Source organism: Microbacterium sp. 2MCAF23 (genome assembly GCF_052115565.1).
Lineage (GTDB): Bacteria > Actinomycetota > Actinomycetes > Actinomycetales > Microbacteriaceae > Microbacterium.
On sequence record NZ_JBFRGY010000003.1, the window covers coordinates 38,038 to 62,837 of the forward strand.

Sequence of the window (24,800 nt, forward strand, 5' to 3'; positions counted from 1 at the left end):
TCCGACGCGGCAGAAACGACAAGACCGCCCCGGAAGGCGGTCTGGATCGTGGGTCGCGAACTCTCCGCCTAAGAGGCGGGCCACCAAGAGCGGTTCGCGGACATGCGCCGAAACTACCACACCGGTGCAGCGGGGCAGCACGCCATGACGTTCGCGGCGCGCGCTCAGCTCGCGCGCGGATCCCGTCCAGCCGCGCACGGGTAACCTGGGAGACGTGCCAGCCGTGAACCTGGGGATGCCCAAGATCCCCGACGTCCTCGCCCCGCGACGCAAGAGCCGCCAGATCAAGGTGGGCAAGGTGCTCGTCGGTGGCGGTGCTCCTGTCAGCGTGCAGTCGATGACGACCACCAAGACCACCGATATCAACGGGACGCTGCAGCAGATCGCCGAGCTCACGGCCTCCGGCTGCGAGATCGTGCGCGTCGCCGTGCCGTCGCAGGACGACGCGGATGTGCTGCACATCATCGCGAAGAAGAGCCAGATCCCGGTCATCGCCGACATCCACTTCCAGCCGAAGTACGTGTTCCAGGCGATCGACGCCGGCTGCGCGGCCGTGCGTGTCAACCCGGGCAACATCCGCAAGTTCGACGATCAGGTCGGCGCCATCGCCGCAGCGGCGAAGGCCGCGGGCGTGTCGCTGCGCATCGGCGTGAACGCCGGCTCTCTCGACCCGCGCCTGCTCGAGAAGTACGGCAAGGCCACCCCGGAGGCGCTCGCCGAGAGCGCGCGCTGGGAGGCGTCGCTGTTCGAGGAGCACGACTTCCACGACTTCAAGATCTCCGTCAAGCACAACGACCCGGTCGTGATGGTGAAGGCCTACCGCCTTCTCGCCGCGATGGGCGACTGGCCGCTGCACCTCGGCGTTACCGAGGCGGGCCCCGCGTTCCAGGGCACCATCAAGTCGGCGACCGCGTTCGGGATCCTGCTCGGCGAGGGCATCGGCGACACGATCCGCGTGTCGCTGTCGGCGCCCCCCGCCGAAGAGGTCAAGGTCGGGCACCAGATCCTGCAGTCCCTGAACCTGCGCGAGCGCAAGCTCGAGATCGTGTCCTGCCCGTCCTGCGGGCGCGCCCAGGTCGACGTCTACACGCTCGCCGAGAACGTGACCGAGGGTCTCAAGGACATGACCGTGCCGCTGCGCGTGGCCGTCATGGGCTGCGTCGTGAACGGCCCGGGCGAGGCCCGCGAGGCCGACCTCGGCGTCGCCTCCGGCAACGGCAAGGGACAGATCTTCGTCAAGGGCGAGGTCATCAAGACCGTGCCCGAGGAGGACATCGTGGCCACGCTCATCGAGGAGGCGAACCGCATCGCCGACGAGATGGGCCCGGGCGCGCCGCTCGGCACCGCGCAGGTCGTCACGTCGTGACCAGCGCCACGATCGTCACCTTCCCTTCGGGGTCCCTCGTCGAGTCCGCGCGTGTCGTGGGTGTGCATCCGGCGGGCGACGGCGCCGTCGTCGTCCTGGACCGCACCCCGTTCCACCCGGTCGACCACACCTGGCCGGACCAGCCGGGGGACCGGGGTTCGCTACGCGTGGACGACGTCGAGGTCGCGGTGACCGAGGCGGTCATGGCGGCGGTGAGCGACGAGGGCGAGGTCGCGGTCGGAGCGGACATCCCGGTCAAGCGCGGCGCGGAGGGCTGGACCTGGCTCGTCGGGCACCGCATCGAGGCGGTTCCGTCGGCGCTCGCCGCCGGGGCTGCGGCCGAGGCCACCGTCGATGCGGCGTACCGCGCGGGGCTGAGCCGCGGGCACACCGCCTGTCACCTCGCTTCGCTGGCCCTGGACCTCGCGGTCGCCGACCTGTGGCGCAAGGACGCCGGATCCGACGCGCTGGGGAACCCCGACTTCGAGGGGCGCGCGAATCAGACCAGTTTCATCCATGAGGACGGCGCGGTCGATGAGTACCGCCTCGGCAAGAGTCTGCGCAAGGCCGGCTTCGACACCGAGGGCTTCGCGGCCTCGCTGGGGGAGCGCGAGGAGCGCATCAACGCGCAGCTCGCCGCGTGGGTCGCGTCCGGGGCACCGAGCCGGGTCGAGGTCGAGGGCGAGACCATCGTCGATCGCCGCCGCTGGGTGTGCGAGCTGCCCGAGGGCACCGCGTCGATCCTGTGCGGAGGCACGCATGCCTCGTCCCTCGCGGAGTTCGTGTCGATCACGGTGACGCTGGATCTTTCCGATCCGCAGCTGCTGGTGATGACGACGTCGGTGGTCCCCGTACAGGCCTAGCGCCGCTCCAATCCCCGATCGTCGATCCAGGTCTGCCACGGCGACACCGTCCGGACGAATGCCACGGCATCGAACGCGTCCCGCGCGTGACCGGGTTGGATCACGTCGCCGTTGTGCCAGCCTGTGGTCGCGTCAACGGCGGCGGCCGCATCCGGAGGGAGCGTGCGCAGGTCCACCACGGCGTCACCGATGCCCGAGCGTGCCAGCACCGCGTCCAGGCTGGACTCCTCGAGTGGTGCGAGCGGGGCGATGAACGGACGGGAGTGTCCGGGCGGATCCGCGGGGTCCGGCCGGTGCAGCCATTGCTCGCCGCCGCCGAACGCGGTGCCGATCACCACGAGGTCGTCGCCGAGCCGATCGGCGAGATGCCCGCCCATGGTCGTCATCTCCTCCGGTACGAACGGGGGAGTGGAGAACGGGGTGCGCTGCACGTGCCCGTTGGCCGCGGCGACGAGGATGCGGGGCTTGCGCTGCAGGATCCACTCGACGGTGTCGGCCATCCATTCGTCACGGATGTTCGCGGCAGGCCAGGTCCGGGTGGGGCCGGCGGTCATCGCCTGCAGGAATGCGTCGGCTGCGCGGGCGGCCTCCGCCGCACGGATCGCGAAGTCTACGCGCGCCTCGGCGTCCGCGCCGCCGCCGAGCACGGCGATCTCCTCGCGTCGGCGGGCGCGGATCCGTGCGGCGAGGTCGGCGATGCCGACCGTGATCGCGGCGCGATCCGGGTCGGGCAATGTCAGATACGCTTGGATCGACGGCGCCGCCTGTGCCAGGCCGGCGCGGTCGTCGGGAAGATACGCGAACCGGGGCAGCACTGTGGCGCGCACGTGTTCGGCGTAGTGCGGATCCGCTTCGTCGAGCACCTCGAGCGCGGCCACGATGCCCGGCAGTGCGCTCGCCGAGGAGTCGGGCAAATCCATCCCGTACCACCGCGGAGCCGATCGTCCGGTCGCGGTGCGCTCGCGCATCCAGGTGAGCTGATCGAGCATCTCCTGGCACGCGCCGAACCGGTACGAGACCCCGTCGCGCAGGGCGTTGCGCAGGCCGTCACTGCCGGTGCGGATCCATCCGTCGACGTGCCGACCTTCAGGCAGGCCGCTCTCCGCTACCAGCGCCGTGAACCCGGCGCGGCGATGGAGGAATCGGAACACGCGATGGCGCAGTGCGAAGAACTCGTGCACGCGGTGCATCGACTCGCCGATCGCGACGACACGGGCATCGCCCACGATGTCCAGAAGCGGCTCGAGGTCCGCGTCGTCCTCCTCGTCGGGGTTGAGCGTGCGCAGACGATGCGCGTGGGTGCGCAGCCACGCCGAGAGCGCCTCCGCAGAGTCGTCAGACGACGGCAAAGGAGACCTGCCCCTTCGCGACGTCGACCGAGTCCAGCCTCACCCGGATCGTCGCCCCTGCCACTGCCGAATCCGGCAGCCCCAGCGATGCGGTCACGGGCGGATCCGTGATCTGCACCGTTCCACGCGTACCGCCCCGGCGGATCACGACCGCATCGAAGGTCTCGCCGACGCGCGGTGCCAGCAGAGCCGCCTCCACGAGGTCGAGCGTGCGCGAGTTCAGCGTCGACGAGCGCTGAGCGGACGCGCGCATGAGATCCGGAACCTGCGCCAGGCTCTCGCGCACCCATGCCGGGATCTCCGCGCCGCGGCTCACGGCCAGCGAGATCGTGAGCGACCAGCGGTCGACGAGGCGCCGCAACGGAGCGGTGGCATGGGCGTACGGCGCGGCGATCGCCGCCTGCGTCGTCTCCGCCGGCACCTCGCCGTCGAACGCGACGTACCCCGCACCGCGGAACAGGGCCGACGCCGCCTCCAGGATCGGCAGGGTGCGCGGGTTGTCCTTGCCGAGCCCTCGCAGGTAGTCGCCGTACCGTCCGCCGGTCCACGGCACGCCGAGCGCCTCGGTCTGCCGCCGGAACGTCTCGAACGCGGCGTCGTCGGGCTGAGGCATGGTGCGCAGGATCCCCACTTTGGCCTGCAGCATCAGCTGCGCCGCCGCCATGCCCGTCATGAGCGACAGCTGCGCATTCCAGTCCTCGATCGGCAATGGCGAGCGACGCTCGATCGCGTACGAGCCGTCGTCGCGGCGCACCACTTCTTCGTCGGGCAGATTCAGGCTCGCGCCGCCGCGCTGCGCCTCCTGGTCCAGGCGCAGCCGGCCGACCTCGGGCAGGAGCGCGGCCGGTGTGTCCCGTCCGGCGTCGAGGTCGGCCTGGGTCGTGACGTAGTCCAGCTTCGCGCGGGACCGGATCAGCGCCCGCTCGAGACGGGTATCGGTGACGGATCCGGCAGCGTCGAGTGCGAAGGTCCAGACCAGAGCCGGACGGTCCTGATCCGGCAGCAGCGAGGCGTGGTTCTCGCTGAGCACCGGCGGATGCAGCGGGATCGTGCCATCCGCGGCATACAGCGTCTCGCCGCGGGCGCGAGCCGCCTCGTCGAGCGCGCCACCCGGTGTCACGAACGACGGGACGTCCGCGATCGCGTACCGCACGGTGTAGCCGGATCCGCTCCGCTCGATCTGGAAGGCCTGGTCGAGATCCATGGATCCGGCCGGGTCCAGCGTCGCGAACGCGATGTCGCGCAGGTCCAGGTCCGGCGTCGGAGCCGTGGCGGACGCCGCCTCGGCGAGCGCCTCGGGCGAGAACTCGGTGGGCGCGTCGATCTCGGTGCGCAGGGCCGCGAGCGCGGTGGCGAGCTCTGACTGCGCGGCGGACGGGGCGACGTGCGATCGGCGCTGAGGCATGGGTTCAGCCTAAGCCGGGCCCCCTATCGAGGGCGGGCATTAGCGTGGTGTCATGACCAGCACCGCCGACAAGGCCCGCACCCTCGCCGCGCTCTACGCGGCCCCCGAGATCCTCCGCGTCGTCAACGTGTGGGACGTCGTCTCCGCAAAGGCGATCGCCGCCCTTCCGGAGACCACGGCCATCGCCACGGCCGGCCATTCGATCGCCTCGTCCTTCGGCTACGCCGACGGCGCGATCCCGCGCGAGCTCATGCTCGACATGGTCGGGCGCATCGCCGCCGCCGTGGAGCTGCCCGTGACCGCTGATCTCGACGACGGCTACGACGACGCGGGGGAGACGGTTCGTCTCGCGATCGGCGCGGGCGTGGTCGGCGCCAACGTCGAGGACCGGCTGCGCCCCCTCGCCGAGGCGGCGGCGAATGTCGAGGCGATGATCCGCGCAGGTTCGGCCGAGGGCGTCCCGTTCGTGCTGAACGCGCGCACCGACGCCTTCGTCCGTGGTGGCGGACGCCCGGTCTCCGAGTCGCTCGCCGACGCGATCGAGCGCGGCCGCGCCTACCTGGACGCCGGAGCCACCTGCGTGTTCGTGCCGGGCATCCTCGACGCCGACACCACCCGCGCCCTCGTCGACGGGATCGGGCACGGCAAGGTCAGCGTGATCGGTCTGCCCGGCGCGCTCACCTCGACCGAGTACGAGGCGCTCGGCGCCGCCCGGATCTCCTTCGGTCCGCTGCCGCAGCGGGTCGCCCTTACCGCGCTGCAGGACAACGCCGCCGAGATCTACGCCGGGGGCATCATCCCGGCGAGCATCCGCGCGCTGAACTGACGAGCGTCGGCCCCTGAGCCGATCCGTCCGACCGATCGCCCCGCCTGCGCACCCGCACAGGCGGGGCGATCGCCGTCACTAGACTTGTGCCGTGGTGACTCGTCTCTCGAACTTCTTCCTCCGTACGCTCCGCGAAGACCCGGCCGGCGCCGAGGTTGCGAGCCACAAGCTGTTGATCCGCGCCGGATACATCCGACCGCAGGCTGCCGGCATCTTCGCCTGGCTCCCACTGGGTCTGCGTGTCAAGGCGCGGATCGAGAAGGTCGTCCGTGAGGAGATGGCTGCCGCGGGCGCTCAGGAGGTGCATTTCCCCGCCCTCATGCCGCGCGAGGCATACGAAGCGACAGGGCGCTGGGAGGAATACGGCGACCTGCTCTTCCGCCTGAACGATCGCAAGGGCGGCGACTACCTCCTCGCGCCCACACACGAAGAGGCGTTCACTCTGCTCGTGAAGGACCTGTACTCCTCGTACAAGGACCTGCCGCTGACGATCTACCAGATCCAGGACAAGTACCGGGACGAGGCCCGGCCCCGGGCCGGGCTCCTGCGCGGTCGTGAGTTCACGATGAAGGACGCGTACTCCTTCGACGCCAGTGACGCCGGCCTCGACGCCAGCTATCAGGCACAGCGTGACGCCTACGAGCGGATCTTCCAGCGCCTCGGGCTGGAATACGTCATCGTGCAGGCCGATGCCGGGGCGATGGGCGGCTCCCGCAGCGAGGAGTTCCTGCACCCGACCCCCGTCGGCGAGGACACCTTCGTGCGTTCCGGTGGCGGCTACGCGGCCAACGTCGAGGCGTACACGACGGCCGTCCCCGACGCGGTCCCGTTCGACGCCGACGGCGCTCCCGTGATCTTCGACTCGCCGAACACGCCCACGATCGAGACGCTCGTGGCGCACGCGAATGCGAACCTCGAGGGGGAGTTCACCGCGGCCGACACGCTCAAGAACGTCGTGCTCGCGCTCACTCACCTCGACGGCACCCGCGAACTGGTCGTCGTCGGGATCCCGGGCGACCGCGAGGTCGATGAGAAACGCGCCGAGGTCGCCTTCGCTCCCGCCGAAGTCGAAGCCGCGACGGCGGACGACTTCGAGAACAACCCGCTGCTCGTCAAGGGCTACATCGGCCCGTGGTCGCCCACGGGGGCGATCCTCGGCGAGGAGTCCGCGACCGGGATTCGCTACCTCCTCGATCCCCGCATCGTCGAGGGCACGAGCTGGATCACCGGCGCCAACATCGACCAGAAGCACGCGCACTCCGTGATCGCCGGCCGTGACTTCGCCGCAGACGGTGTCGTGGAGATCGCGAACGTGCGCGAGGGCGACCCCGCGCCCGACGGATCCGGCCCGGTGCATCTCGCGCGCGGCATGGAGATCGGCCACGTCTTCCAACTCGGCCGCAAGTACGCCGAGGCGCTCGGGCTGAAGGTGCTCGACGAGAACGGCAAGCTGGTGACCGTCACGATGGGCTCCTACGGCATCGGCGTGACCCGGATCCTCGCGATCATCGCCGAGCTCAACAACGACGAGAAGGGACTGATCTGGCCCGCCGCGGTCGCGCCGTTCGATGTGCACGTGGTGGCGGCCGGTCGCGATCAGCTCGCCTTCGATGTCGCGGCTGACGTGTCCGCGCAGCTCGAGGCAGCCGGGCTCGACGTGCTGTACGACGACCGCCCCAAGGTCTCGCCCGGTGTGAAGTTCGGCGACGCCGAGCTGGTCGGCGTGCCGCGTGTGCTCGTCGTCGGCCGCGGTGCCGCCGACGGCCAGGTCGAGCTGTGGGACCGCCGCACCGGCGAACGCGACACCGTCTCTATCGAGAAGGCAGTGCAGTCGCTCACTGCGCGCTGAGCGACGACACCTTGCGAAGCCCCGCGCATCCGACGAGGATGCGCGGGGCTTCGTCGTGAGATCCGTGCGGGGCAGCCCGGTTCGCGGCGCGCTGGGTCGGCCGCCGGCGCGCGTCCTGCAGGATGGAGACATGGAGACCACGCCTGCCGCCTGGCTGCGAGCACGCCCCGCGCTCACCGGATCCGCACCGGCGCTGCACCCCGGATCGGTGCCGAACGATCCGCTCGCCCTCTTTCTGAACTGGATCACCACCGCGGCCGAGGCGGGAGTCGCCGAACCGCATGCGGCGACCCTGGCGACGGTCGATGCCGATGGCGTTCCGGACGCGCGCACGCTCATCCTCAAGGATGTCGATGAGCGCGGCTGGGCGTTCGCCGGACCGCGCTCATCCGCCAAGGGGCAGCAGCTCGCGGCGAACCCCGCGGCCGCCCTGAACTTCTGGTGGCAGCCGGTGCTGCGCGCCGTGAGGGTGCGCGGCCCTGTGCGCGAAGCCGCGTCCGACGAGAGCGCGGCCGACCTCGCGGCGCGATCGGCCGCGGCGCGGGCCGGTGTGGCCGAGGGGGACTGGGTGCTCTGGCGGATCGTGCCGAGCCGGATCGAGTTCTGGCAGGGCTCGACCGATCGTCGGCATACCCGCATCGTGTACACGCGCGACGGTTCAGGATGGCTCCGGACACGGCGTGATGGTGAGGAAGCGCGCGAGAGCGCAGAGGAGGAGAGTGCATGAGCGACTACGAGGTGATGAGCATCGGCAGCCCGGACGAATGGCGGGACTTCCACGGCGGGTTCGACGAGTCTCGCTCCCGCGACGGACGACGCGTCGTCGATCATGAGCTGACCATGCAGTACATCGGCATGACCGCCAACGCCCTGATTCCCGGCGAGGAGGCGGGCTACTGGCACACCCACTCCCGGATCGAGGAGCTCTACGTCTTCCTCGCCGGGCACGGTCAGATGGGTGTCGGCGACGATGTCGTGGAAGTCGGGCCCGGCACGGTCGTGCGTGTCGGCCAGGGCGTGCCGCGCACCTGGCGCGCGCGACCGGACAGCACCGGCGAACTGCGCTGGCTATGCATCCGCGCCGGTGGCGAGGCGCTGCCGCACTTCCCCGACGACAGCGCGCGGCTGCCGGAGCGGCCGATGCCCTGGACTGCGCTGGGCTGAGAGAGCCCACGGGGCGACGACCGCTCCGCGCGGCGGCACCCGCCCTTCATCGCGGCGTGACACGCTGGAGGCATGACCGACGAGATCCTGCCTCCGACCCTCCGGGCCGAGATCAACACGGTGCTCGACGGCGCCGGAGTGCGCGCCGACCGGCGTCTCATCCTGCGTATGCTGCAGACCGCAGTGCTGCTCGGCGAGGACGGCGCGGACCGTCTCGACCTGAAGATCGCCTCCGCCGCGCTCAGCGAGATGCGTGATGCGTTCCGGCTGTTCGCGCCGTTCCACGGGGTTCCGAAGGTAACGGTTTTCGGATCCGCCCGCACCGCCCAGGACGACCCGCTGTACCGGCAGGCGCGCGACGTGGCGGCCGCGCTCGCCGCGGAGGGCTGGATGGTGGTCACGGGCGCGGGCCCGGGGATCATGCAGGCCGCTGCTGAGGGCGCGGGCCCCGAGCGCTCTCTCGGGGTGTCCATCCGACTCCCGTTCGAGGAGAAGGCGAACACGATCGTCGGCGAGCAGGAGCACGTCGTGGCGATGAAGTACTTCTTCACGCGCAAGCTCATGCTGATGAAGGAGTCCCGCGGCTTCATCTGCCTCCCCGGCGGCTTCGGCACCCTGGACGAGATGTTCGAGCTGCTCACCCTGCAGCAGACCGGCAAGGCCGAACCCATGCCGATCGTGCTGCTGGACGAGCCCGGCGGGACGTTCTGGCGCGGCCTGGAGCGCTTCGTGCAGGAGGACCTCGCACCGACCGGGGTGATCTCTCCCGGCGACTTCGACCGCGTCCAGATCACGGACTCGGTGTCGGAGGCGACGGCCGTCATCACCGGGTTCTGGCGCAACTACGACTCGCTGCGGTGGGTGGGCGATCTGCTGGTGCTGCGGCTGCGCGCCGCTGCGACCTCCGACGAGATCGCCCAGCTGAACGAGCAGTTCGGATCCCTGCTCTCATCCGGCCGCATCGAAGCATCCGGCCCGCACCCGGCCGAACTGGCCGACAAGGACCGGGTCGAGCTGCCGCGGCTGTCGATGCACCTGGATCAGCGCGCGGTCGGCGGCCTGTTCCGCATCATCGGTGCGATCAACCGATTCGGATCCGCGCCGCGCCGTTGACCCGGCCCGCGACTCAGGCTTCGGAGCGCAGGATCCCCGCGGCGAAGGCGTCGAGATCGACGGCGTGGCCGAGGACGCGCTCTGCGGCGCGCACCCCCGAGGCATAGGCGCCGCCGACCGTCGCCGGCTCTGCGCCCCAGGTGGCCTCTCCGGCGAAGTGCAGCATCCCGTCGACCGGGCCTGCGAGGGCGTCGTGGTCCTCGTGCGAGGATCCGTTCGCGAGGTGCGAGTAGGAGCCCTGCGAGAACGGATCCTGTCCCCAGCGCGTGATCCAGCGCGCGACCGGCGTGGGGATGTCCTCGCCGTAGAGCCGGCGCAGCGCCGCCATGGCATCGGCGGAGATCACGTCGTCGGTCAGCGTCTGCACACGCTTCCCGAACGGCCCGGCGGCGAAGGTCAGCAGCGTGGGCCGGCCGCTGATCGCGGACACGTCGTACCAGGAGTGCCAGTGCTCGCCGGGCTCGCCGAGAGCGCGGATCGCGTACACCTCCTCCTCCCAGAAGCGCTCGGGGAACTGCAGGAAGATCTTGTTGAACACGCCCATCCCGAGCCGCGCGATCGGATCCGCGATCTCTGCCGGCAGCGCGGGCTCGAACGCGATCGCGCCGGCCTTCAGCACGCCGAGGGGCACGGTGACGACCGCCCGTGCGGCCGTGAAGACGCCGCGATCGGTCTCGACCCGCACTCCCTCCGTGCTGCGCACGATGCGCCGCACCACGTGCTCGAGCCGGACATCGAGCCCGGCAGCGATGCGGGCGGGCAACTCGTCATAACCGCGCGGGAAGACGACCTCGTCGCCGTCGATCGCGTCCTCGTCGAGCCCGTGCGCGTCGAGGTCGCCGATCCAGGCGCCGCACTGCTCCTCGACGCGGTGCCGGAAGAACTCGCGGATCTCGTCGACGCGCTCCGGATCCATCGCATCCCGGTGCCGCTCCAGGGCGTCCAAGGCGCGCTCCGTCACCTCGAGGTAGGTGTCGCCGGGGGAGGACCGGGAGATCTCCTGCTCCACCGCGAGGTCGGCCGCGGCGACGTCGGTGACCCACTGCGCACTCTCTGCGGCGGACAGGCGCCGCGCCTCGCCGTCGAAGTCGGCGATGGGGCGGCCGCCGGCCTGGAAGCTGCCCACGGTGAACTCGATGGTCGGCACGTTCAGGGCCCGCACGAGCTCCCACAGCGGGGAATCCTCGATGCCATGGATCCAGGACGCGCCGAGATCCACGGAGAAGCCCGCGCCGCGGTCCGTGTGCATGCGCCCGCCGACCCGGTCCCGCGCCTCCAGCACGGCCACGCGCTGACCGGCCGCGGTGAGAAGCCGCGCTGCGGTCGTACCGGACATGCCGGCGCCGATCACGATCGTGTCGAACTCGGGCACGCGTTCTCCTCGGGGGTCTTCGTCGGGAGGATCTCGGACCCGGAGGCCACCAGCCTTCGCCGAGACGGGTCTCGCCAGGGTATCGTTGTACGGATGTCGTGCGTGCGGGTGCGCGCCGACGAGAGCTGAACAGGGAGGCCGTCATGGATATCGATCTCGGGTTGCTGCGCACGATCGAGCGGGAGAAGGAGATCCCCTTCGACGAGCTGATCGCGATCATCGAACAGGCCGTCCTGACCGCCTACGCCAAGCATGACTCTGCGGAGGGCGTGCTGACCGAAGGCGCCCGCGTCGAGCTCGACCGCAAGACCGGCCACGTCGCCGTGCTGATCCCCGTGCGCGATGAGGAGGGTGCGGTCATCGGCGAGGAGGACTCCACTCCCGATGACTTCGGCCGCATCGCCGCCTTCGCCGCGAAGCAGGTCATCGGCCAGCGCCTGCGCGACATCGCCGACGACGCCGTTCTCGGCGAGTTCCGCGGCAAGGAGGGCGACATCGTCGCCGGTGTCATCCAGCAGGGCCCGAACCCGCGCATGATCCACGTCGACCTCGGATCCGTCGAGGCGATCCTCCCGCCCGAGGAGCAGGTCCCGGGTGAGGAGTACACGCACGGAACCCGTATCCGGGTCTACGTGACGTCGGTCGCCAAGGGGATGAAGGGTCCCGCGATCACCGTGTCCCGCACGCACCCGGGTCTCGTGCGCAAGCTCTTCGCACTCGAAGTGCCGGAGATCGCCGCGGGCCTCGTCGAGATCGTCGCGCTGGCCCGTGAGGCCGGGCACCGCAGCAAGATCGCGGTGAAGGCGAACGACCCCGCCATCAACGCCAAGGGCGCGTGCATCGGCGAGATGGGCCGCCGTGTCCGCGCGGTCACCGAGGAGCTCGCGGGGGAGAAGATCGACATCGTCGACTATCACCAGGATCTCGCGACGTTCGTCGCGCATGCGCTGTCGCCCGCCAAGGTCACCAGCGCGTTCGTGCTCGACGCCGGCACGAAGGCCGTGCGGGCCCTGGTGCCCGACTACCAGCTGTCGCTCGCGATCGGCAAGGAGGGGCAGAACGCCCGCCTCGCCGCGAAGCTCACCGGCGCCAAGATCGACATCCAGCCGGACTCGATCCTCGACGGGGCCTGAGCGGCCGCGTTCGCCTGCCGCGCCCGAGGTGTAAGATGGATCATGTACGAACGTGTGTCGGTTGCCGCGCTCGTGCATCTCGCACCGCCCTGCTCAGGGTGGCAATCCGGAATGGTGAGCTCGTCTTCGACGAGCAGGCCGTGCTGCCGGGGCGGGGTGCGTGGGTGCATCCGACTCCGGAGTGCGTGGACACCGCCCTGCGGCGACGCGCCTTCGCCCGTGCACTCCGTGTGTCCACTGCGATGGAATTCCCGGAAGCAGAGAACATGCAGACCCTCGAGAAACGGCTGAACGGCTATGGAAACAAAGTGAACGGCTCGAAATGAGACCCGTCCGCGACTAGTGGTCTGCCCTGCCAGGGCGGACCGACCCTGACAGGAGAATTGTGGCTGGTAAACCACGCGTGCACGAGATCGCCGCCGAACTCGGCGTCGACAGCAAGTTTGCACTCGCGAAGCTCAAGGAGCTCGGCGAGTTCGTGAAGTCCCCCTCATCCACGATCGAGCCCCCGGTCGCGCGCAAGCTGCGTGCTGCCATCGAGGCCGACAAGCCGGCCGGCGCCGCTTCCGCGACCGCCCCGGCCGCCAAGCCTGCTGCGGCCACCCCCGCAGCAGCGTCTTCCGGCGCGCCCAAGCCCGGCCCGAAGGCGCCGACTCCCGGCCCGAAGCCGGGACCGGCCAAGCCCGCAGAGCCGACCCCGGCACCGGCGGCCGAGGCTCCCGCGGCTCCGGCTGCGCCCTCTCCGGCCCAGACCGCTGCGGAGAAGACGTCTGCGGACAAGCCCGGCGGATCCGGCGCTCCGCGCCCCGGCGCACCTCGCCCCGGCAACAACCCGTTCGCCTCGCAGCAGGGTATGGGCTCGCGTCCCGCGGGTCCGCGTCCGGGTAACAACCCGTTCGCCTCCGCGCAGGGCATGGGCCAGCGTCCGACGCCGGGCAACATCCCGCGTCCGCAGGCTCCGCGCCCCGGCTCGCCGCGCGTCGGCGGACCCCGTCCCGGCCCCGGCGGCCGTGCCGGTGGTCCCGGTCGTCCCGGCGGTGCCGGTCGTCCCGGCGCTCCGTTCCAGCAGCGCACCGGCGGCCCCGGCCGTCCCGGTGGTGCCGGTGCCGGTGGGTTCCAGCGCCCTGGTGGCGCTCCTGGTGCCCCGGCCGGCGGTTTCGCCGGTCGTCCCGGCGGTGGTGGCGGCCGCGGCCGCGGCCCCGGCGGCGGTACGGCCGGCGCGTTCGGCAAGGGCGGCGGCAAGAGCAAGCAGCGCAAGTCGCGGCGGGCGAAGCGGCAGGAATTCGAGATGCGGTCGGCGCCGGTCGTCGGCGGCGTCAACGTCTCGAAGGGCAACGGCGAGATCATCCGTCTGCGTCGCGGTGCTTCGATCGCCGACTTCGCGGACAAGCTCGAGGCATTGCGCGGCTACACCGTGCAGCCCGGCACGCTCGTGACGATCCTGTTCAACCTCGGCGAGATGGCCACGGCCACCGAGTCGCTGGACGAGGCGACGTTCGAGGTGCTCGGCGCCGAGCTCGGTTACACGATTCAGATGGTCTCGCCCGAGGACGAGGACAAGGAGCTCCTCGAGGGCTTCGGTCTCGACCTCGAGGCCGAGCTGGAGGCGGAGAGCGAGGAGGACCTCGAGATCCGTCCCCCGGTGGTCACCGTCATGGGTCACGTCGATCACGGTAAGACCCGACTGCTCGACGCGATCCGGCAGACCAACGTCATCGAGGGCGAGGCCGGTGGCATCACCCAGCACATCGGTGCCTACCAGGTGTGGACCGAGCACGAGGGCATCGAGCGCGCGATCACCTTCATCGACACTCCGGGTCACGAGGCGTTCACCGCCATGCGTGCCCGTGGTGCGCAGGTGACCGACATCGCGATCCTCGTGGTCGCGGCCGACGACGGCATCATGCCGCAGACGGTGGAGGCGCTCAACCACGCCCAGGCGGCCGGGGTGCCGATCGTGGTCGCGGTCAACAAGGTCGACAAGCCCGAGGCCAACCCGGCCAAGGTCCGTCAGCAGCTCACCGAGTACGGCCTGGTCGCAGAGGAGTACGGCGGCGACGTCATCTTCGTTGACGTCTCCGCACGTGCCAACACCGGAATCCAGGAGCTCCTGGACGCCGTTCTGCTCACCGCGGACGCCGGTCTGGACCTCACCGCGAATCCGAACAAGGCCGCGCGAGGCATCGCCATCGAGGCGAAGCTCGACAAGGGCCGCGGTTCGGTCGCCACGGTGCTGATCCAGTCCGGAACCCTCCGGATCGGTGACGCGATCGTCGCGGGCACCGCATACGGACGCGTCCGCGCCATGATCGACGAGAACGGTGACGCGGTCGAGGCCGCAGCTCCCTCCCGCCCGGTCCAGGTGCAGGGTCTGAACTCGGTCCCGCGTGCCGGTGACGTCTTCATCGTGACCGACGAGGACCGCATGGCCCGTCAGATCGCTGAGAAGCGTGAAGCCGTCGAGCGCAACGCGCAGCTGGCGAAGGCCCGCAAGCGCATCTCGCTCGAGGACTTCACCCGTGCTCTCGAAGAGGGCAAGGTCGAGACGCTCAACCTCATCATCAAGGGCGACGTGTCCGGTGCCGTCGAGGCTCTGGAGGAGTCGCTGCTCAAGATCGAGGTCGACGACTCGGTGCAGCTGCGCATCATCCACCGCGGTGTCGGCGCGGTCACCGAGTCGGACGTGAACCTGGCGACGATCGACAACGCGATCATCGTGGGCTTCAACGTCCGCCCTGACCCGAAGGCCCGTGAGGCGGCGTCCCGCGAGGGCGTCGACGTGCGGTTCTACTCGGTCATCTACAACGCGATCGACGAGATCGAGAACTCCCTCAAGGGCATGCTCAAGCCGGAGTTCGAAGAGGTCCAGTCGGGTGTCGCCGAGATCCGCGAGGTGTTCCGCTCCTCGAAGTTCGGCAACATCGCCGGTGTCATCGTGCGGTCGGGAACGATCACGCGCAACGCCAAGGCGCGCGTCATCCGCGACGGCATCGTCCTCGCCGATGGCCTGGCCATCGAGTCGCTGCGCCGCTTCAAGGACGACGTCACCGAGGTCCGCACGGACTTCGAGGCGGGTATCGGCCTGGGCAAGTACAACGACATCCAGGTCGGCGACGAGATCGAGACGACCGAGATGGTGGAGAAGCCGCGCGGCTAAGCACGTGGTTGCGCAGGATGGCATCCTGTGCCGACCTTACGGGGCCCCGGTCCGCTTCGCGGACGCCCCGACGGTCGTCACAGGGTGCCTTCCTGCTCCGCGCTTGCGTTCCACGCGGGCGAAAGAGTGAGAGGGTAAGGACATGGCCGGAGAACGACAGGCACGACTCGCGGATCGGATCCGCGTCATCCTCGCTGAGCGGCTGGAGAAGGGGCTGCGGGATCCGCGCCTCGGCTTCGTGACGATCACCGACGTGCGCGTCACCGGTGATCTGCAGCACGCGTCCGCGTTCTACACCGTGCTCGGCACGGAGGAGGAGCGCGTGGCCTCGGGTGCGGCGCTCACGTCAGCGACCGGGCTCCTGCGCAAGGAGGTCGGACGTCAGCTCGGCATCCGGCTCGTGCCCACGCTCGAGTTCATCCCCGACGCGCTGCCCGAGAACGCCGACCACATCAGTGATCTGCTCCGGCAGGCGCGCGAACGTGATGAGCAGGTCGCCGGCATCGCCGCGTCCGCCGCGTTCGCGGGCGAGGAAGATCCGTATGTGAAGCCCCGCGAGGGCGACGAGAACTGATCGATTCAGGGCGGTGCCATGGCACCGTGACATCGCTGCGAGAGGCCCCGGGACACTGTGTCCCAGGGCCTCTCGTCGTTGCTTGCGCGCATGTCTCCTGCGTTGGGCGATTATTCCACCGGGTCTAAGAAGTTGGGATCCGCGCTCGTCTCTTGTTAGCATCCAACCCACGTGCGCGAAGTGGCGCACGATGGTGGCGGGGGGCTGCGCAGCGATGAACGGCGCGACGACAAGCAGGACCGAAGAGCGGGCGAGGATCCGGGCGCCCGGTGCGCCGTCGGAGGATAAGTCCGACCGTCTGGCCTGCGGTACCCACGATGTCGCGCCGCACGTGCGCTCCGCGATCGATCGCATCTGCGGTGGTGACGCCGTCGCGGCCGCTGAGATGCTGGCCGCGCTGGATCCTGAACATCGCCGGGGATGGCGGGTGCTGCCCGACGCCCTTCCGGCAGCCCCCGCGCTGGAGGCGCATGCTCAGCGCGTGCTGCCGCGCGACGCGGATCGGGAGCGCGCATTCGCGCTCGCGCTGTGCGGCTCAGGATCGGTGCAGGCGCTGGGCGCGATCGTGGGGTGTGATCCGGACGGCGTTGCTCGGTCGCAGCTCGTCGGTCTCGCCGAGCTGCGCGGCGGGAGGTTCCATTTTGCCGATCCGACACTGCGTGCGCATCTGCTGGCGGCGGCGACATCGCAGGATCGGTTGCGTGCACACCAACGGCTGGCCGTGGTGCTCGCCGAGGCAGGGGATGAGCACGCGGCGTTGTGGCACCGCGCCCGTGGCGCCGTGGCGGCCGATCCCGGCCTGGTCGAACCGCTCATCGAGCTGGCGTACGCGGCGCTGCGCGAAGGAGCTGCCGAGCGTGCCTGGTCCTGCGCGGCAGAGGCCGTGGAGCATGCCGGACCGGGATCGTCCGCGCACGCGAGCGCGTTGCTGTGCAGCGGACGTGCGGCGCTGGCCGGAGGCTGGGTAGCGGACGCCGTGGAACGCATCGAGCAGGCGCTGCGCATCGATGGCGGACATCGCGGTGAGGCGACGGCGGCCTTCGTGCTCGCGCACACGCTGCGACAGGGCGCGGTGCCGGCGCCCGATCTGCTGGTCCCGCCTGATGCGTCCGGCCCGGGATACCGGCTCGCCGCGGTGCTGGGCGCGTCCCTCGGCGCTGAGCGCGGTGACCGCGAACGCAGCACAGCGTGGCTCGCCATCGCAGCACGACTCGGTGAGGACACGGAGGTGCGGGCGACGTTGCTGGCCTGGTGCGATGCGCTGGCGGGCCACGCGGATGCGGGGGCGATCGACGACGGCGATGCCGTCCAGCGCGTGGCGCACGCACTGTGCGCCGGCCTCGACGGCGACCCGGATGCCGGGGTGCGCGCACTGGCCGAGCCTGTCGCGATCCGCGGCGACGCTCGCGTGATCGGTCTGCAGGAGCATGGTCCGCTGCTGCGCGCCCGCCGTGCCGTCGCCGAAGTGCTGCTGCACGTCTGGGCGGGACGCATCGGCACCGCCCATGAGCTTCTCGCCGCGTCCGCGGCGGAGCTCCCCGTGGCGCTGCCGTTCGCCGGTCTCGCCGTGGCGTTGTCCCGGCGACTGGATCTCGCCGTGGACGGCCGCATCGGAGCGTTGTCCCGGGAGCTCGCTGCATCCGTTCCGTGGCCGCAGGAGCCCGATGGGTTCGTGGACCGCGCCATCGACGCCTATCTGCAGGGACGCAGCGATGAGGCCGCCGTGCACATGGGCCTGTGGACGGACCGCGGCAGACCCTCCGAGCCCCTCGGTCTGCCCGGGTTGGACGAGATCGGTCCGCTGGGTGCGGCGACGGCGCCGGAGCCTCCCGAGGCGACGGCGGCACGGACCTTGCGCGAGCGCGTCAGAGCCGCGCGCGAGTCATCCTGGCGTACCGACCTCGATGCGGTGGCCGAGGAGAGCCGGGGGATCCGTTCGCCTTTCGAGCGGGCAAGGGTCGAGGCGCTGCTGGGCTCCACATGCGCGGCACGGGGCGACCGCGGCCGAGGCGTGCGGCACCTGCGCGCCGCGCGGAGCCTGTTCGAGGAGTCCGGGGCGCGGGCATGGCGCGGCATGGTCGATCGACGACTGCGGATGATGGCCGAGCGTCGGCTGCGCGCGGCGGAAGCCGCCGGAGAGACGGGCGCCGTGCCGTCATCGCTGGAGGTCTGCCGCGCGGCCTGGGAGCCGGTCCTCACCGCCCGTGAGCTCGAGGTCGCTCTGCTCATGGCCGAGGGGCGCGCGAATCGCGAGATCGCGCTCGCGCTGCACGTCTCGGTGCGGACCGTCGAGGTGCACGGCGGCCGGATCTTCGCGAAGCTCGACGTGCGCACCCGTCACGAGCTGACGGTGCTCGCACACCGCACCGACCAGCACCTCTGAGGGGCGCGCGGACAGCGGCGGTCCGTGGCCGGTCAGCGCGGCAGCATCAGCTCGCCATCGGTGGCCTCGAGCAGCCCGTCCGCGACGAGCGAGTCGATCGCACGGTCGCGCTGCACCGGATCCGGCCAGTCGGCGAGGACGGCATCGGCGGGCAGACGGTGGCCCTCGGCGTGCCGCAACGCGCGGAGCACGCCGCCGCGCGCCTGCCGGTCCGAACCCTCGTACTTCGCCTGCCGTCGCCGCCGGTCCTCGCCGTCGGGGAAGCCCGCGGCGCGCCAGACGCAGAGCTCGGCGAGCGGGCACCGTGCGCAGTCCGCGCTGCGGGCGGTGCAGACGGTCGCACCGAGCTCCATGATCGCGGCGTTCATGACGGCGGCGTCCCCCGCCTCGTCGGGCAGCAGCGCGAGCATGTCGTCCAGATCGCGGCGTGAAGGAGGATCCGGCTGGGCCCGCCCGTGCACGGCGCGGGCGATGACCCGTCGCGTGTTGGTGTCCACGACGGGATGGCGGTCGCCGAACGCGAACACCGACACGGCGCGAGCCGTGTAGTCGCCGATGCCGGGGAGCGCCAGCAGTGCGGGGACGTCGCGCGGCGTCACCCCGCCATGCTCATCGCGGACGGCGATCGCGGCCCGGTGCAGCCACAGCGCGCGTCGGGGATATCCGAGGTTCGCCCACTGCTGCAGCACCTCGGCCGGAGTCGCCGCGGCGAGCGAGATCGGATCGGGCCAGCGTGCCAGCCACGCCTCCAGATGCGGGATCACGCGGTTGACCGGCGTCTGCTGCAGCATGAACTCGCTCACCAGCACGCCCCACGCTCCGTACGCGGCGAGGTACTCCGCCCGTCTCCAGGGCAGGTCCCGCGCGTGCTCGCGGTACCAGGCGATCAGCGCGGACGCGATCGGCGCGGAGGCGGGGGAGTCGGCCACGGGAGTCCACGCTACCGCTCCCGCGGAACCGCGTCGCATCGCCGGCGGACCGGTCGGATCCGAACTGTCGCGGCCTCTAGGCTGGGGGCATGGCAACCAGCGGCATCCTGCTCGTCGACAAGCCGGGCGGGATGACGAGTCACGACGTCGTCGCCCGCACCCGCCGGGTGTTCGGCACCCGCAAGGTCGGGCACGCCGGTACGCTCGATCCGATGGCCACCGGGCTTCTCGTCATCGGCGTCGAAGCGGCCACGCGTCTGCTCACCTTCGTGGTGGGTGCCGACAAGACCTACCACGCCACCATCCGCCTCGGTCAGAGCACGAGCACGGACGACGCGGACGGCGAGATCACCGCCTCGGCCGACCCCGAGCGTGTTTCCGCGATCGCTGCGGATGAGATCGCCGCCGGCATCGCCGCGCTCACCGGCGCCATCTCGCAGGTGCCGAGCGCCGTCTCCGCGATCAAGGTCGACGGACGCAGGGCGTACGATCGCGTGCGCGCGGGGGAGGACGTCGTCCTCGCTGCCCGCGATGTGGTGGTGTCGCGCTTCGACGTGCTCGGTGACAGCCCCGCCGACGACGGCATGCGCGACCTCGACGTCGTCGTGGACTGCTCGTCCGGAACCTACATTCGCGCCCTCGCTCGCGATCTCGGGGCGGCCCTGGGCGTCGGCGCCCACCTCACGGCGCTGCGCCGCACGCGTGTCGGGCCGTTCGACGTGGCCGATGCCTCGATGCTGGAAACTCTCGCAGAGGCGCGGCCGCTCACCGCTGCCGCTGCGGCGGCCCGGATCCTTCCCGTCCTCGCGGTCAGCGCGCAGGAAGCGGCCGATCTGCGTCACGGCAAGCGCCTGGTCGCCCAGCGTGCCAGGCTCGAGGGTCCGCGCGCCGCGGCGATCGATCCCGACGGTGTGCTGATCGGGATCGTGGAGCGTCGCGGTGATGACCTGAAGAGCGCCATGAACATGCCGGAGGGGGCGTCATGATCCTGTGGTTCACCGTCATCCAGATCGCGGTCGCGGTCGCGGCGGGCCTGTTCTGCCTGATCATGGGCTTCGCAGGCAAGCGTCCGAGTGACTGGACCGTGGGATCGCTGGCCCTGATCGAGCTGCTGCTGATCGTGCAGGTCGTCCTGGCCATCGTGCTGCCGTTCACGGGGAATCCCGCTCTCGGCGACCCGCTGGAGTACGGCGTGTATCTGGTCTCCGCCGTGCTGCTGCCGATCGGCGGAGCGGTCTGGGCGCTGCTCGAGCGCTCCCGTTGGAGCACGGTGATCATGGGCGTGGTCGCACTGTCGATCGCGGTCATGATCTGGCGGATGCAGGTGATCTGGACGACGCCGATCGGCGGCTGAGCAGCACCGGCTGTGCGGACCCGGTGTCATCGGGTTCCGTAGAATGGACCCTGCCATGAGCACCGCGCGATCCTCGACCCCGTCCGATTCCCCTGCGTCCCCATCGGGGACCTCCTCGGTCGTGCCGTCTCGCCCTCGGATGCGCGGCGTGGGCCGCGTGCTCGTGATCGTGTACGCCGTGATGGCGCTGGGAGCCACCGGCCGATCCTTCGTGCAGATCGTGCGCGCGTTCGACCAGGCTCCGCTGGCGTACTCGCTGTCGGCGGTCGCCGCGGTCGTCTACATCGTCGCGACGCTCGCTCTGATCGGATCCGGCCGCCCGGGCTGGTACCGCGTCGCCTGGGTCGCGATCGTGTTCGAGCTCGTCGGCGTGCTGGTCGTGGGCACGCTGAGTCTCACCCACCCCGCGCTCTTCCAGCACCAGACCGTGTGGTCGCAGTTCGGCCTCGGCTACGTGCTGATCCCGCTGTTCCTGCCGATGGTCGGGCTGTGGTGGCTCATCACGCATCGTCCGTCCCGCACCGTTGCCACCGTCTCCGGCGTCGGCTCGTCGGAGGGATCCGCCGCATGATCGTCTTCCGCGATCCGTCCGAGGTCCCCGCGGACTTCGGACGCACCGTCGCCGCGATCGGCAAGTTCGACGGCGTGCACGCCGGCCACCGCGCGGTGTTCCGCCGCGCGCAGCAGGACGCGGCGCGCATCGGGGCGAAGACGGTGGCCGTGACCTTCGACCGCAACCCGCTGAGCGTGCTGCGTCCGGATCGGTGCCCGGACGATCTGGTGTCCGTCGAGCGCAAGATCGAGCTGCTCTCGGCGTGCGGTCTGGATGCGGTTCTCGTGCTCACCTTCGACGAGCAGCTGGCCTCGCGCACGGCGGAGGACTTCGCCCAGGCGATCCTCGTCGACGCGCTGCATGTCGCCACCGTCCTCGTCGGCCGCGACTTCCGCTTCGGAAGCGGCGGCAGGGGAACCCCGGCGCTGCTGGCCGAGCTGGGCGCGCGGAGCGACTTCACGGTCGACGTGATCGAGGACGTCTTCCTCGAGGGCACCGACCGACGGGTCTCCTCGTCGTGGGTGCGCGAGCTGCTCTCCGCGGGTGACGTCGCGCTCGCGGGCGCCGTACTGGGACGCCCGGTGTCGGTGCGCGGGGAGGTCGTGCACGGTCTGAAGCGCGGCCGCGAACTCGGATTCCCGACCGCGAACCTTCCTGCGCTCCTCGACGAGATGGTGCCCGCCGACGGCGTCTACGCGGGCAGGCTGGTGGACCACACGACCGGCGTCGTGCACCCCGCGGCGATCTCCGTCGGAACCAACCCCACGTTCGACGACGTGCTGCAGCGCCAGGTCGAGGCGCATGCGATCGACAGTCCCGGGCTGGACCTCTACGGCCATGACGTGACCGTGGAGTTCACCCATCGGCTGCGGGGGATGACGGCCTTCGACAGCATGGAGGCGCTCGTCGCCGGCATCGCCTCCGACGTCGCGCAGGCGCGGCTCCTGCTGGGCGTGAGCGAACCGGATCGCGCGAACTCGCCCGCTGAGTGACCGGACGGGGGCTCGCGTGGCGTAAACTGACCGCGAACCCGTTGTGATCGACGTGCGCGATGCACGCCTGCGGGGTTCTCGTCCGCTCGGTCTGCGATGCCTCTCGGCAGCCGCCCGTCCGCGGATACGCATCGTCGGGACGCAGCATCATCCCGACGGTCATTGTTCGGATCAGTCGCCGTCCTCTGGAGACGGCATCCAGGCTCAGGAGGAGCATGCCGACCACGGCGACCGCCACTCGGCGGAAGAAGACGTCGCGTCGAGACGAAGACGCGCCGCTGATCCCGATTCTCGCGCGCAAGGTGCGCGAGATCGAGGCCAAGGCCCAGCACGGGAAGCTCGGCCCCACCAACCGCGTCAAGTTCCAGGTGATCGCGTTCCTGGTGCGCGAGGAGCGTGCCAGGGCCAAGGGCGACGCGGCGCTCGGCGACGCCGCCCGCGCGGAGCAGCTCAAGCGTCTGGACGGTGTGGCCACCATCCTCGCGAAGACCGCCGCGCGTGACACGTCGCTGATCCAACTGCTCGAGGCGGATCAGGCCACGAGCCCCGTAGCGAAGCGCATGCGCCGCGACTGGCTGCTGGAGTCCGGCGCCGAGCTCGCGCCGGAGGAGCTCGTCATCGCCGACGTCATCCGGGTGCAGCAGGCGCCGGTGGTGCCGGCAGCGCTCGCCGAACGCCAGGTGACCCCGCCGTCCGTGGAGTCGCGGATGCTGGCGAACCCGTTCCTGGCGCCGGATCTCACCCCGCGGCCCGCGTCCACCCCGCGACGCCGCCTGGACGGCTGGGACCTCATGGGGCCGCTGTACAAGGCGTTCGAGTCAGGGGCGGGCGGGGGGATGGCCTCGATGGAGCTGCCGCCGCTGCCCGAGTACGACCACCTCTCGCCGAAGGGCCTTGAGGTGATGGTGCATCAGTCGCGCTTCCTCGAGTCGGTGCGGGCCGGGCATCGTTCTTTCCTGCTCGCCGACGAGCCGGGTCTCGGCAAGACCGCGCAGTCGGTGCTCGCCGCTTCCATCGCCGACGCATATCCGCTTCTGGTCGTCGTCCCGAACGTGGTGAAGATGAACTGGGCGCGCGAAGTCGAGCGGTGGACCCCGCAGCGCCGCGCCGCCGTGATCCAGGGCGATGGCCAGGACGTGGACGCGTTCGCCGACATCTTCATCGTCAACTACGAGATCCTCGATCGGCATCTGTCCTGGCTGGGCGAGATCGGCCTGCGCGGCATGGTCGTCGACGAGGCGCACTTCATCAAGAACCTGTCCTCGCAGCGCTCGCAGAACGTGCTGGCGCTGGCCTCCCGCATTCGGGAGCAGGCCGCCGGTGCGCATCCCCTGTTCATGGCCCTCACGGGAACCCCGCTGATCAACGACGTCGAGGACTTCGACGCGATCTGGCGCTTCCTCGGCTGGACGAACGGCGAGCGTCCCTCCGCGGAGCTCGCGGACAAGCTCGACGCCACGGGGCTGACACCCGCGGACAAGTCGTTCTACGGCGAGGCCAGGGACGCGGTCATCTCGATGGGCATCGTGCGCCGCAAGAAGAAGGACGTGGCGGCCGACCTGCCCGACAAGCTCATCGCGGATCTGCCGGTGCAGCTGGACGACGAGTTCGGGCGCGGGATCCGGCAGGCCGAGGCCGAACTCGGCGCGCGGATGGCGGCGAAGTACCGCCGGATCATCGAGGCGCGCGGAGACCGGGGCCTCGCCCACGGCGAGATCGACGAGGACATCGTCCGGCTCGTCGCGCACGGCGAGCTGGAGGAGTCGAAGGCCGCCGGCACCGGCGGGGACAACGTCTTCACCATGGTGCGCAAGATCGGCCAGGCCAAGGCGCTGCTGGCTGCGGACTATGCCGCGCAGCTGCAGCGCTCCGTCGGCAAGGTGGTGTTCTTCGCCAAGCACGTCGACGTGATGGATCAGGCGGAGGCGCATTTCGCGGCTGCGGGGATCCGTTCGGTGTCGCTGCGGGGCGACCAGACTGCGATCGCGCGGCAGCAGGCGGTCGACGCGTTCAACAGCGACCCCGACGTCGGGATCGCGGTGTGCTCGCTCACTGCGGCCGGCGTCGGCGTGAACCTGCAGACCGCGTCGAACGTCGTGCTCGCCGAGCTCAGCTGGACCGCGGCGGAGCAGACCCAGGCGATCGACCGCGTGCACCGCATCGGCCAGGACGAGCCGGTCACTGCATGGCGCATCATCGCGGCGCACACCCTCGACACGAAGATCGCCGAGCTCATCGACCAGAAGCAGGGCCTCGCGGCTCGGGCGCTCGACGGCGAGGCCGTGGAGGAGGGTGCGAGCGAGCCTGTGCAGCTGGCGGCGCTCATGCACCTGCTTCGTCAGGCGCTCGGCGGCGACTGACCGCATCCCGACGGCGAACGTCAAGAACGGCGCTTCTTCTCCCGGTTTCTGGAGGCGG

General features: G+C 70.7%; 21 protein-coding genes. 17 read left to right on the forward strand and 4 right to left on the reverse strand.

All coding sequences use genetic code 11. The features are described 5' to 3' along the window. The first annotated feature begins 214 nt into the window (after window positions 1–214). Together ispG and AB4078_RS03620 are read left to right on the forward strand one after the other, a co-directional pair. A complete protein-coding gene (gene ispG, locus AB4078_RS03615) occupies window positions 215–1,366 on the forward strand; it encodes a flavodoxin-dependent (E)-4-hydroxy-3-methylbut-2-enyl-diphosphate synthase (protein WP_441975994.1) in 1,152 nt (383 codons plus the stop codon). Continuing rightward, complete coding sequence (locus AB4078_RS03620; protein WP_441975995.1) at window positions 1,363–2,229, forward strand: hypothetical protein; 867 nt, start codon at window positions 1,363–1,365, stop codon at window positions 2,227–2,229. The genes ispG and AB4078_RS03620 overlap by 4 nt, the downstream gene beginning before the upstream one ends. On the opposite strand, the gene AB4078_RS03625 is transcribed toward AB4078_RS03620, so the two are convergent. Both AB4078_RS03625 and AB4078_RS03630 read right to left on the reverse strand, forming a co-directional pair. Continuing rightward, window positions 2,226–3,578, reverse strand: a complete 1,353-nt coding sequence (locus tag AB4078_RS03625; RefSeq protein WP_441975996.1) for an erythromycin esterase family protein — start codon at window positions 3,576–3,578, stop codon at window positions 2,226–2,228. The two genes, AB4078_RS03620 and AB4078_RS03625, sit on opposite strands and share 4 nt — an antisense overlap. Then, window positions 3,565–4,983, reverse strand: coding sequence for an RNB domain-containing ribonuclease (locus AB4078_RS03630; RefSeq protein ID WP_441975997.1), 1,419 nt, complete (start codon window positions 4,981–4,983; stop codon window positions 3,565–3,567). Before AB4078_RS03630 ends, AB4078_RS03625 begins: the two co-directional genes overlap by 14 nt. Window positions 4,984–5,035: 52 nt before the next feature. Between AB4078_RS03630 and AB4078_RS03635 the strand changes: the two genes are divergently transcribed. From AB4078_RS03635 to AB4078_RS03655, 5 genes are all read left to right on the forward strand, one after another. After that, a complete protein-coding gene (locus AB4078_RS03635) occupies window positions 5,036–5,809 on the forward strand; it encodes an isocitrate lyase/PEP mutase family protein (RefSeq protein ID WP_441975998.1) in 774 nt (257 codons plus the stop codon). Between the two features lie 91 nt (window positions 5,810–5,900). Next, a complete protein-coding gene (locus AB4078_RS03640) occupies window positions 5,901–7,658 on the forward strand; it encodes a proline--tRNA ligase (RefSeq protein ID WP_440732181.1) in 1,758 nt (585 codons plus the stop codon). Window positions 7,659–7,788: 130 nt separating this feature from the next. Continuing rightward, complete coding sequence (locus tag AB4078_RS03645) at window positions 7,789–8,385, forward strand: pyridoxamine 5'-phosphate oxidase family protein (protein WP_441975999.1); 597 nt, start codon at window positions 7,789–7,791, stop codon at window positions 8,383–8,385. After that, the gene (locus tag AB4078_RS03650) at window positions 8,382–8,822 is read left to right on the forward strand and encodes a cupin domain-containing protein (protein ID WP_441976000.1); all 441 of its coding nucleotides are present in this window, start codon (window positions 8,382–8,384) and stop codon (window positions 8,820–8,822) included. The genes AB4078_RS03645 and AB4078_RS03650 overlap by 4 nt, the downstream gene beginning before the upstream one ends. A 72-nt stretch (window positions 8,823–8,894) precedes the next feature. Further along, window positions 8,895–9,935 carry a TIGR00730 family Rossman fold protein gene (locus AB4078_RS03655; RefSeq protein ID WP_440732178.1) on the forward strand — a complete coding sequence of 347 codons (1,041 nt, stop codon included), beginning with the start codon at window positions 8,895–8,897 and terminating at the stop codon, window positions 9,933–9,935. A gap of 13 nt (window positions 9,936–9,948) precedes the next feature. Here the strand turns inward: AB4078_RS03655 and AB4078_RS03660 are convergent, their stop codons facing one another. After that, a complete protein-coding gene (locus tag AB4078_RS03660) occupies window positions 9,949–11,307 on the reverse strand; it encodes a flavin monoamine oxidase family protein (RefSeq protein ID WP_441976001.1) in 1,359 nt (452 codons plus the stop codon). Between the two features lie 143 nt (window positions 11,308–11,450). Here AB4078_RS03660 and nusA point away from each other — a divergent pair, with 143 nt between their 5' ends. The 5 genes from nusA to AB4078_RS03685 all read left to right on the forward strand — a co-directional run bounded on the left by nusA (window position 11,451) and on the right by AB4078_RS03685 (window position 18,554). After that, entirely contained in the window at window positions 11,451–12,440 is a 990-nt protein-coding gene (gene nusA, locus AB4078_RS03665; protein WP_440732176.1) for a transcription termination factor NusA, read from the forward strand. Between the two features lie 35 nt (window positions 12,441–12,475). Further along, window positions 12,476–12,766 (forward strand): YlxR family protein, encoded by a 291-nt coding sequence (locus tag AB4078_RS03670; protein ID WP_441976002.1) that lies wholly within the window; start codon window positions 12,476–12,478, stop codon window positions 12,764–12,766. 59 nt (window positions 12,767–12,825) lie between these two features. Next, entirely contained in the window at window positions 12,826–15,597 is a 2,772-nt protein-coding gene (infB, locus tag AB4078_RS03675; protein WP_441976003.1) for a translation initiation factor IF-2, read from the forward strand. A gap of 142 nt (window positions 15,598–15,739) precedes the next feature. Continuing rightward, on the forward strand, window positions 15,740–16,171 hold the full coding sequence (rbfA, locus tag AB4078_RS03680) for a 30S ribosome-binding factor RbfA (RefSeq protein ID WP_441976004.1): 432 nt from the start codon (window positions 15,740–15,742) through the stop codon (window positions 16,169–16,171). A 331-nt stretch (window positions 16,172–16,502) separates the two neighbouring features. Beyond that, window positions 16,503–18,554 (forward strand): LuxR C-terminal-related transcriptional regulator, encoded by a 2,052-nt coding sequence (locus AB4078_RS03685; RefSeq protein ID WP_441976005.1) that lies wholly within the window; start codon window positions 16,503–16,505, stop codon window positions 18,552–18,554. A 32-nt stretch (window positions 18,555–18,586) separates the two neighbouring features. On the opposite strand, the gene AB4078_RS03690 is transcribed toward AB4078_RS03685, so the two are convergent. After that, the gene (locus AB4078_RS03690; protein ID WP_441976006.1) at window positions 18,587–19,483 is read right to left on the reverse strand and encodes an A/G-specific adenine glycosylase; all 897 of its coding nucleotides are present in this window, start codon (window positions 19,481–19,483) and stop codon (window positions 18,587–18,589) included. Between the two features lie 89 nt (window positions 19,484–19,572). On the opposite strand from AB4078_RS03690, the gene truB reads away from it, so the two are divergent. The 5 genes from truB to AB4078_RS03715 all read left to right on the forward strand — a co-directional run bounded on the left by truB (window position 19,573) and on the right by AB4078_RS03715 (window position 24,742). Further along, window positions 19,573–20,469 carry a tRNA pseudouridine(55) synthase TruB gene (gene truB, locus AB4078_RS03695; protein ID WP_441976007.1) on the forward strand — a complete coding sequence of 299 codons (897 nt, stop codon included), beginning with the start codon at window positions 19,573–19,575 and terminating at the stop codon, window positions 20,467–20,469. Next, entirely contained in the window at window positions 20,466–20,837 is a 372-nt protein-coding gene (locus AB4078_RS03700) for a hypothetical protein (protein ID WP_441976008.1), read from the forward strand. Before truB ends, AB4078_RS03700 begins: the two co-directional genes overlap by 4 nt. Window positions 20,838–20,976: 139 nt before the next feature. Continuing rightward, entirely contained in the window at window positions 20,977–21,408 is a 432-nt protein-coding gene (locus AB4078_RS03705; RefSeq protein WP_441976149.1) for a hypothetical protein, read from the forward strand. After that, window positions 21,405–22,382 (forward strand): bifunctional riboflavin kinase/FAD synthetase, encoded by a 978-nt coding sequence (locus AB4078_RS03710; protein ID WP_441976009.1) that lies wholly within the window; start codon window positions 21,405–21,407, stop codon window positions 22,380–22,382. Before AB4078_RS03705 ends, AB4078_RS03710 begins: the two co-directional genes overlap by 4 nt. A gap of 215 nt (window positions 22,383–22,597) precedes the next feature. Further along, window positions 22,598–24,742, forward strand: coding sequence for a DEAD/DEAH box helicase (locus AB4078_RS03715; RefSeq protein ID WP_441976010.1), 2,145 nt, complete (start codon window positions 22,598–22,600; stop codon window positions 24,740–24,742). Window positions 24,743–24,800 lie beyond the last annotated feature (58 nt).